The sequence below is a fragment of the Marinobacterium ramblicola genome (assembly GCF_019084545.1).
Lineage (GTDB): Bacteria > Pseudomonadota > Gammaproteobacteria > Pseudomonadales > Balneatricaceae > Marinobacterium_D > Marinobacterium_D ramblicola.
The window spans coordinates 25,249-34,588 of the sequence record NZ_JAHREP010000039.1 but is presented as its reverse complement, the minus strand read 5'-3'; the positions used below and the strand labels follow the sequence as shown (position 1 = coordinate 34,588).

Here is a 9,340-nt window from a genome sequence, read left to right as displayed (position 1 = left end):
CCGGTGGGTGGCTACAAGCTGTCCGGTATCGGTCGCGAGAACGGCGTCGAGACCCTGGCCCACTACACCCAGACCAAGGCGGTGTATGTGGAGCTCGGCGACATCAAGTCGCCCTACGAATAACCTTTAAGCCTGACCACAGCAATGCAACAGAGTTTTGACTACATCATCGTCGGCGCCGGCTCCGCAGGCTGCGTATTGGCGGACCGCCTGAGCGCCGATGGCCGCAACAGCGTACTGCTGCTGGAGGCGGGCGGCTCGGATCGCAACATCCTGATCCAGATGCCCACGGCCCTCTCCTACCCCATGAGCATGCCGCGCTATGCCTGGCAGTTCGAATCCGAGCCGGAACCGGGTCTGGACAACCGCCGCCTGCACTGCCCGCGCGGCAAGGTACTCGGCGGCAGCTCCTCGATCAACGGCATGGTGTATGTCCGCGGCCACGGCTGCGACTTCAACGAATGGGCGGAACAGGGCGCCGAAGGCTGGAGTTACAAAAACTGCCTGCCCTACTTCAAGCGCGCCGAGACCTGGTCCGGCGGCGCCGACGACTACCGTGGCGGCAGCGGCCCGCTGGCCACCTGCAACGGCAATGAGATGAGCCTGAATCCGCTCTATCGCGCGTTTATCGATGCCGGTATCGACGCGGGTTACCCGGAAACCTGGGACTACAACGGCTACCAGCAGGAGGGTTTCGGCCCGATGCATATGACCGTCGATGGCGGCGTGCGCGCCTCCACCAGCCACGCCTATCTGCGCCGGGCACTGAAACGCGACAACCTGACACTGATAAAAGGCGTCATCGCCCGTCGCGTGCTGCTGTATAACGGCCGCGCCACCGGCATCGAGTTCGACCACAAGGGGCATCGCCGCACCATCGGTGCCGCAAAAGAGCTGATCCTCAGCGCCGGTTCCATCGGCTCACCGCAGCTGCTGCAGCTGTCCGGCATCGGCCCGGCCGAGGTGCTGAAACAGGCCGGAGTCGAGGTCAAACATAAGCTGCCCGGCGTCGGTGAAAACCTCCAGGACCACCTGGAGGTCTACTTCCAGTACCGCTGCAACCAGAAGATCACCCTGAACAGCAAGCTGGACCTGATCAGCAAGGGCCTGATCGGCAGCCGCTGGATGCTGTTCAAGGATGGTCTCGGCGCTACCAACCATTTCGAATCCTGCGGCTTCATCCGCTCCCGCGCCGGGCTCAAGTGGCCCAACATCCAGTACCACTTCCTGCCCGCGGCGATGCGCTACGACGGCAAGAAGGCGTTCGACGGCCACGGTTTCCAGGTCCATGTCGGCCCGAACAAGCCGGAGAGTCGCGGCACGGTGCGCATCACCAGTGCCAACCCCAATACGCCGCCGCAGATCCGTTTCAACTACCTGAGCAGCGAGCAGGATATCCAGGATTGGCGCGACTGTATCCGCCTGACCCGCGAGATCCTCAATCAGCCGGCGCTGGATCAGTACCGTGGTGAGGAGATTCAGCCCGGTGCCGCCGTGCAAACGGATGAGGAGATCGACGCCTGGGTACGACAGAACGTGGAGAGCGCCTACCACCCCTCCTGCTCCTGCAGGATGGGTGCCGCCGATGACCCGATGGCGGTGGTCGACCCCGAGTGCAGGGTGCGCGGCCTCGACGGTCTGCGCGTGGTGGACTCGTCGATCTTCCCCACCATCACCAACGGTAACCTGAACGCGCCCACCATCATGGTGGCCGAACGCGCCGCTGACCTTATTCTCGGCCGCACACTGGAGGTCAGCGAAAACGCTGATATCTGGATCGACCCGGAGTGGCGGACTCGCCAGCGCCCAGAGCAACCAAAACGAACTTTCAACAAGGAGTAGCACCGCTCCCCGCATGAGCAACAAGCAGCCCATGCGCCCGCGGCACAACGCACATCCTGTACATGAAAATGCCTGAAGCTGATGCTCGATTTGAGCCTCAGCGTCTTCCGCCCGCTCAGCCGAGCCGCGCTTGCCCGGCTGACCAGGCGGTGACTGGCCTCTCGAAAAACGCGCTCAGCGCGTACAGAAGATCTACCAGTAACCCGAGGAGAATCGATAGATGAACACCAAGAACCTGAGCCGAATCACCACAAGCGTCCTGCTCGGCACCTGTCTGAGCTTCTCTGCGCTGAGTCAGGCTGAAGAGTGCTCCACCGTGCGCTTCTCCGATGTCGGCTGGACCGACATCACCGCCACCACCGCGATTACCAGCGAAGTACTTCAGGGCCTGGGCTATCAGACCAAGACCCAACTGCTCTCGGTGCCCGTAACCTACAGCTCCCTGGCCAACGGCGACATCGATATATTCCTCGGCAACTGGATGCCGACCATGGAAGGCGATATCGCCAAGTACCGTGACAACGGTACGGTCGAGACGGTTCGCGCCAACCTGGAAGGTGCCAAGTACACCCTGGCGGTACCGAAATATGTCTACGACGCCGGCGTCCACTCCTTTGCCGACATCGCCAAACATGCTGACGAGTTCAGCGGCAAGATCTACGGTATCGAGCCGGGTAACGACGGCAACCGCCTGATTCAGGATATGATCGACAGCGATGCCTTCGGTTTGAAGAACTTCGAGATAGTCGAATCCAGCGAGGCCGGCATGATGTCACAGGTGAAACGCGCCGTGCGCCGCGACCAGTGGATCGTGTTCCTTGGCTGGGAGCCGCATCCGATGAACGCCAACTTCGACCTCGCCTACCTGGAGGGCGGCGACGACTATTTCGGCCCCAACTATGGCGGTGCCACCGTCTACACCAATGTGCGCAAGGGCTACACCAGCGCCTGTCCTAACGTGGGCAATCTACTCAACAACCTGAAGTTCAGTCTGGCGATGGAGAACCAGGTGATGGGCGCTATCCTTGATGATGGCAAGAAGCCCGAAGCCGCAGCCAAAGAGTGGCTGAGTGCCAATCCGACTGCACTCGATGCCTGGCTTGAAGGCGTCACCACTGTTGACGGCAAGGATGGCCTGACCGCGGTAAAGCAATACCTGAACCTTTAATCCGAAAAAGGTAGTTAGATTATGGATTGGTTCACCGAACATAAGATACCGCTGGGCAGATGGATGGAGTCGTTTGTCGATTGGCTGACGCTAAATGCGGCGGGCTTTTTCGACGCAATCTCCATCTCGCTGGAGTGGGTCATACTGTCACTGGTCGATCTGTTCCTCTGGTTCCCCGACTGGTTCATTATCGCCTTCGTAGCGGCACTGGCCTGGGGACTGCACCGCAAAGTCTCGCTGGCCGTATTCAGTGCGGCTTCGCTGCTGCTGATCCTGAACCTGGGTTACTGGACCGAGATGATCGAGACGCTCGTGCTGGTACTGACCGCCACCGCGCTATCGATCCTGTTCGGTATTCCGCTGGGGATCCTTGCCGCCCACCGCCGCTGGGTCTACACGGTGCTGCGGCCGATACTGGACCTGATGCAGACTATCCCCACCTTCGTTTACCTGATCCCGACGCTGGTACTGTTCGGGCTGGGTGTAGTACCGGGGCTGATCTCCACCATCATCTTCGCCATCGCCGCGCCGATCCGCCTCACCTACCTCGGCATCAGCCGGGTGCCTGAGGAGCTGATCGAAGCGGGCAAGGCGTTTGGCGCCAGCCCCGCCAAACTGCTGCTCAAGGTGGAGCTGCCGGCGGCGATGTCGAGCATCATGGCCGGAGTGACCCAATGCATCATGCTGTCACTGTCGATGGTGGTAATCGCTGCACTGGTCGGCGCCGACGGCCTGGGCAAACCGGTGATACGCGCGCTGAACACGGTCAACATATCCCAGGGCTTCGAAGCGGGTCTGGCGATCGTACTGGTGGCGATCATTCTGGACCGCATATGCAAGAAACCGGGCAGCTCGGAGGAGGTCTGAGATGGCAGCAGTCGATATCAAGAACCTGGACGTGGTCTTTGGCCGTAACCAGAACCGCACCCTGGCACTGATGGACGAGGGCCTGTCACGCCAGGAGATCCTGGACCGGACCGGCGACGTGGTGGGCGTTCAGGGCGCCTCCCTGAACGTCAAACAGGGCGAAATCTGCGTGCTGATGGGGCTGTCGGGTTCCGGCAAGTCGAGTCTGCTGCGCGCGGTCAACGGCCTCAACCCGATCTCCCGCGGTAGCCTGGAGGTACAGGATGGCAAGCGCATGGTCGATCTGGCCCAGTGTGACGCCGCGACACTGCGCCACCTGCGCAGCCAGCGCATCTCCATGGTGTTCCAGAAGTTCGCCCTGATGCCCTGGCTCAGCGTGGTCGACAACGTCGCCTTCGGACTGGAGATGCAGAACGTGGGCAAGCGCGAGCGGCGCCGGCGCGCCATGGAAAAATTGGAGATGGTAGGACTGGCCGAATGGCACGACAAACTCCCCCACGAGCTCTCCGGCGGTATGCAACAGCGCGTGGGCCTGGCCCGCGCCTTCGCCATGGACAGCGACATACTGCTGATGGACGAGCCGTTCTCGGCACTGGACCCGTTGATCCGCACCCAGCTCCAGGATGAACTGATCGCGCTGCAGCGCCAGCTCAACAAGACGATCCTGTTCGTCAGCCACGATCTCGACGAGGCACTCAAGATCGGCACCCATATCGCGATCATGGAGTCGGCCCGCATCATCCAGCATGGCAAGCCCGAGGATATCGTGCTCAACCCCAGCACTACCTACGTGCAGAATTTTGTCGCCCATACCAACCCGCTCAACGTGCTGCGCGGACGCTCGCTGATGACCGGCATCGGCGCATTGCAACTGGAGGGCGAGAGCCTGTTGCTCAATGTGCACGACCAGAGCCGAGTCGAGCTGCAAAACGGCAAACCGGTATCGGCACACCGTGGCGGACAACGGCTCAGCTTGCTGGAGTGGCAGGAGGGGCAGCCGCTGGATTCTGTAGGAGACAATATGGTGGTGATCGCCAGCCCGGAAATCTCGATGCGCAGTGCCATCGAGCTGCGCTATCGCAGCGGCCTGCCGGTGCTGTTGAGCGAAGGCGGGGAGCTGGTCGGCATCTTGTCGGACCGCGACTTCTATCACGCCCTGCTGGGCAAACACTTTACCCAGGAGGCGGAGCAGGCCGAGGTTGCCTGAGCAAGGCACTCTGCCGACAGTCTGAAAAGGGGTTGATCCGGTACCGGATCAGCCCCTTTTCAATCTCACTATTTGGCTGAAGCGCGTGCCCGATTCAGCCAGCCATCAAACTGATCGCGATGCGCCGCAATCCACTCCTTGGCATGACGCCTGATATCGTCGATTGAGTCTTCGCCATTCTTCATCTTCAGGTTCTCAGCACTTTCATCACCGGCCGAGATCTGCAGTTGGGACAGGAAGACCATTGCCGCCGAATTTTTCTTCGCGAAGTTCAGATTGACCACAGACATCACCTCATCGACCGCAAAGCCGAGATTTTTGCCCTTATAACTGGTCAGTACATCGTTGTTGCCGTCCGGCAAACTGGTGAACGGAACTTCCAGCCACACCACATCCTTTCCTTCGATCAATACGCCGGCGATCCACTGCGGCACCCAGGTATAGTAGAGGACCGGGTGACCCTCCTGGTAGCGGGCGATAGTATCCGCCATCAACTCAAAGTAGGGTCCGCGGTGATGAGTGACACTACCTTCCAGGCCATAGGCCTTGAGGTGATGGTTAATTACCGCATCACATCCCCAGCCCGGATTGCACCCAGTCAGGTCCGCCTTACCATCGCCATCGTAGTCAAACAGTTTGGCGATATCCGGCTTTTGCAGATCCTCCAGCGAGTTGATGCCGTACTGATCAGCGGTTTTCTTGTCGATCAGGTAACCCTGAAGCACCCCAGGGATCACGCTGCCCGCCTTGAGCAGCGTGCTCTCGCCACCCGCCTGCTGGAAGAAGTTGTCGTGGAGCCGGTCCCAAAGATGGACGTTGAAATCAGCCTCACCAGTTGAAAGCATCGCCATCATCTTGGAATACTCGGCCTCTTTTGGCTCAGCAACCTCATAGCCCAACTCTTTTAGGCCGGCAATAGCCACTTCGCCTCGAAAACGCTCTTCGGCAACGTCCGAGAAGAGCGGCTTGATCGTCGCGCCGTTACCGGGCATGGCTTCCGCCTGAACGACTCCGCTCATTGCGGCTGAGGAGAGCGCGGCGATCGCCGTCAGCTTGTACACGTGCTTGCATAGAAGGTGTAATTGCATGCGCATATTGGCAATATCCTTGTTGTGATTGTTCTTGTAGCCACACCCAGATATACAGGCTTATCGCTTTCACCATTATGCTGTTAGCGACCTTCCCAGCACTTATATCGCTGTCTCCTTTAAATAACACTTTGTTCGACTAAAACAAAAAAGGCCGACCCTGTTACGGATCGACCTTTTCCAGCTGCTAACGGCTTATATCAGCAATATGCGGCCCGAATCAGTACTCCACCACTACATTGCCCTGGGGCACGCTGCAGCAGGTGAGGATGTAACCTTCCGCCACATCTTCATCGGTAATCCCGCCGTTATGCGACATCTCCACCTCGCCTTCAAGCCGCTTCGCCTTACAGGTACCGCAGATGCCCATACCGCAGGCCTTGGGAATATGCAGGCCAAGCTTGGCTGCCGCTGCGTGTACGGTTTCTCCCGGTGCAATCTGGACGCTCTTGCCGGTCTTGGAGAAGCTAACCTGATACATATCGCTGGCATCCAGCGCTTCTGCCACTTCTGCTGCAATCTCGGCATCCTGAATCGCCTGCTCTTCATCCGCCACAGGCGTAGCCCCGAACGACTCCTCGTGGTAGCGGTTCATGTCGAAACCGAGGGACTCCAGCAGTTTTTTAACCGCCTTCATATACGGCGTCGGACCGCAGCAGAACACTTCTCGCTCCTTGAAGTCGGGGGCGATCATCTCCAATTTGGCCTGATCGAGGAAACCGCGGTATCCGTACCAACCCTGACCGGACTCCAGCCGTTCGCAAATCAGATGCAGGTGGAAGTTGGAGATACGTGCCGACATGTTCTCCAGCTCACGCTGATAGATCACATCGCGAGGCGTCCGGGCACTGTGCACGAACACCATATCCACATCCGCATTGGTGTCGAAGCCCCAACGCGCCATCGACATCACCGGTGTAATACCCACGCCGCCAGAGAGCAGCAGCACCTTGCTGGCAGGGAAGTCGATACTGTTGAACTGGCCAACAGGACCGTGTACCGCCAGATCCATCCCCTCTGCCATATTGTCGTGCAGCCAGTTCGACACCAGGCCACCCGGTACGCGCTTCACCGTGATGGAGAAGCTGTATGGCACGGAGGGGGAGCTGGAGATGGTGTAGGAGCGGAATATCTGCTCACCCTGTATCTCAAGCTCCAGAGTCACGAACTGACCGGGCTTGAAGAAAAACATGACAGGCTGCTCGGCCATGAAGCAGTATGTCTTCACGTCCCAGGTTTCCTGAATAGCCTTGACGCAACGGACCATGTGACGACCATTACGCCAAACCTGGGTGGTCACCGGTTCGAATGCATCGGTATTAACAACAGAAACGCTAGAGTTGTTCATGGCTGGCACTTCCAAAAAACGTACGTTGGGTTATTGATCCTCGAAAGGGATCTCGTTAAGGCGAATTGTCAGTTCTACCCTTGGCAACCACTTACTTATTCGCGACGCGGAATTGTCTCAAAATCACCAAAATCGGATTTTTTACCCCCCCTTGGTCTTAAACAGATTCGGTCGATGTCGCGAATAGGAAAACCAATAACCATACTGAGATGCAGGATTAGCCCCAGACACCACCCCGGCCCCAAACAGCCAAAGGGTCGAGGGTATCGGGTCGTTAAGGAAAGCAGCGCCCATAGTGGGCGTAAACCCCACATCTATTTCGAGATACACAGATGACACAGAACGATCTGCTTAACCTCAACTACTCCAGCCTGGAGCAGGCCCGTGAGGAGATGACCACATTGCTGAAAGAGCGCAATCGTGACTACTCACTGCCGCAGCCGCTCTACAACGACCCGCATATGTTCCGTCTCGATATGGAAGAGATTTTCCAGAAAGAGTGGCTGTTTGTCGGTATGTCCAGTGAGATCCCCTCCAAAGGCGACTACTTCACTGTCGAGATCGGCCAGAACCCGGTATTGGTGGTACGTGGTGCCGACGGCAGCATCAACGCTTTCCACAACAGCTGCCGCCACCGCGGCTCGCGCATCTGCTCCGAGCACCGTGGCAAGGTCGCCAACCTGGTTTGCCCTTACCACCAGTGGACCTACGACACCAAGGGCAACCTGCTGTTCGCCGGCACCGAAATGGGCGACGACTTCGACAAGCAGAAACATGGCCTGAAGAAAGCGCACTGCAAGGTCGGCGGCGGTTTCATCTATGTCTGTCTGGCGAAAGAGGAGCCGGAAGGCGACTTCGACGAGTTCCTGGCGACACTGGACGAGTACATGGAGCCGTATGACGTAGCGAACACCAAGCTCGCCGTCGAATCCAACATGTACGAAAAGGCCAACTGGAAGCTGGTGATCGAGAACAACCGTGAGTGCTACCACTGCGAAGGTAACCACCCGGAACTGCTCAACACTCTGCTGGAGTGGGACGATACCAACGACCCGCGCGCGCCCCAGTCCTTCCTCGACTACTACGCCCGTCAGGCTGCCGAGTGGGATGCCGAAGGGATTCCGCACAAGCACAAGAGCTTCGGCGTGCGTAACCGCATCGTCCGTATGCCGCTGAAGGAAGGCACCCAGGTGATGACCATCGACGGTGAGCAGGGCTGCAACAAGCTGCTGGGCCGCATCAAGAACCGCCACCTCGGCTCCATGCGTATCCTGCACCTGCCCAACTCCTGGAACCACATGCAGAGCGATCACTTCATCGTGTTCCGCGTGCTACCGATCTCCGCGCAGGAATCGCTGGTAACCACCAAGTGGTTCGTACACAAGGATGCGGTTGAGGGTGTGGACTACAACCCTGAGCGCCTGCGCCAGGTATGGGACGCCACCAACGATCAGGACCGTGTTCTCGGTGAAGAAAACCAGCTCGGTATCAACTCTCTGAGTTACGAACCGGGCCCCTACTCCAAGACCTACGAGTTCGGCGTTATCAACTTCCTCGACTGGTACACCGATACCGCGTTGAAGAACCTGGGTTAATTCAACCTGAATCGAGAGGGCTGCCGATCGGCAGCCCTCTTTCTTTATGTACAGGATGTACGGTATGCCGCGGGCGCAGGGATGCGCAGGAGCGGCGCTCTACAGGATGTACTTGTCCCGCGAGCGCAGGGATGCGCAGGAGCGGGGATTCCCCCGCTCTATCTGCCCCTGCCCGTTCGACCCGCAAAATTTTCCGCCGAGAACCGCCCGGTCTGGGGTAAACTC

Annotated in this window: 8 protein-coding genes; 6 read left to right on the top strand and 2 right to left on the bottom strand. The window is 58.9% G+C overall.

Translation table 11 applies throughout. The features are described from left to right. The 5 genes from KQ940_RS21405 to choV form a co-directional block, all read left to right on the top strand. The coding region (locus KQ940_RS21405) for an aldehyde dehydrogenase family protein (RefSeq protein WP_217416687.1) at nucleotides 1–123 on the top strand (123 nt) is incomplete at its 5' end. 21 nt (nucleotides 124–144) lie between these two features. Next, nucleotides 145–1,842, top strand: coding sequence for a choline dehydrogenase (betA, locus tag KQ940_RS21400; protein ID WP_217416686.1), 1,698 nt, complete (start codon nucleotides 145–147; stop codon nucleotides 1,840–1,842). A 220-nt stretch (nucleotides 1,843–2,062) separates the two neighbouring features. After that, nucleotides 2,063–3,010, top strand: coding sequence for a choline ABC transporter substrate-binding protein (locus KQ940_RS21395; RefSeq protein WP_217416685.1), 948 nt, complete (start codon nucleotides 2,063–2,065; stop codon nucleotides 3,008–3,010). Nucleotides 3,011–3,031: 21 nt separating this feature from the next. Further along, nucleotides 3,032–3,877: a choline ABC transporter permease subunit gene (gene choW, locus KQ940_RS21390; RefSeq protein WP_217416684.1), complete on the top strand. Its 846-nt coding sequence runs from the start codon at nucleotides 3,032–3,034 to the stop codon at nucleotides 3,875–3,877. A gap of 1 nt (nucleotide 3,878) precedes the next feature. After that, entirely contained in the window at nucleotides 3,879–5,084 is a 1,206-nt protein-coding gene (gene choV, locus KQ940_RS21385; protein WP_217416683.1) for a choline ABC transporter ATP-binding protein, read from the top strand. A 68-nt stretch (nucleotides 5,085–5,152) separates the two neighbouring features. Here choV and proX read toward each other — a convergent pair whose 3' ends face one another. Beyond that, nucleotides 5,153–6,178, bottom strand: a complete 1,026-nt coding sequence (proX, locus tag KQ940_RS21380) for a glycine betaine/L-proline ABC transporter substrate-binding protein ProX (RefSeq protein ID WP_217416682.1) — start codon at nucleotides 6,176–6,178, stop codon at nucleotides 5,153–5,155. A 214-nt stretch (nucleotides 6,179–6,392) separates the two neighbouring features. After that, nucleotides 6,393–7,520 carry an FAD-binding oxidoreductase gene (locus KQ940_RS21375; RefSeq protein WP_217416681.1) on the bottom strand — a complete coding sequence of 376 codons (1,128 nt, stop codon included), beginning with the start codon at nucleotides 7,518–7,520 and terminating at the stop codon, nucleotides 6,393–6,395. A 332-nt stretch (nucleotides 7,521–7,852) separates the two neighbouring features. Here KQ940_RS21375 and KQ940_RS21370 point away from each other — a divergent pair, with 332 nt between their 5' ends. Then, the gene (locus KQ940_RS21370; protein WP_217416680.1) at nucleotides 7,853–9,115 is read left to right on the top strand and encodes an aromatic ring-hydroxylating oxygenase subunit alpha; all 1,263 of its coding nucleotides are present in this window, start codon (nucleotides 7,853–7,855) and stop codon (nucleotides 9,113–9,115) included. Nucleotides 9,116–9,340: the final 225 nt, after the last annotated feature.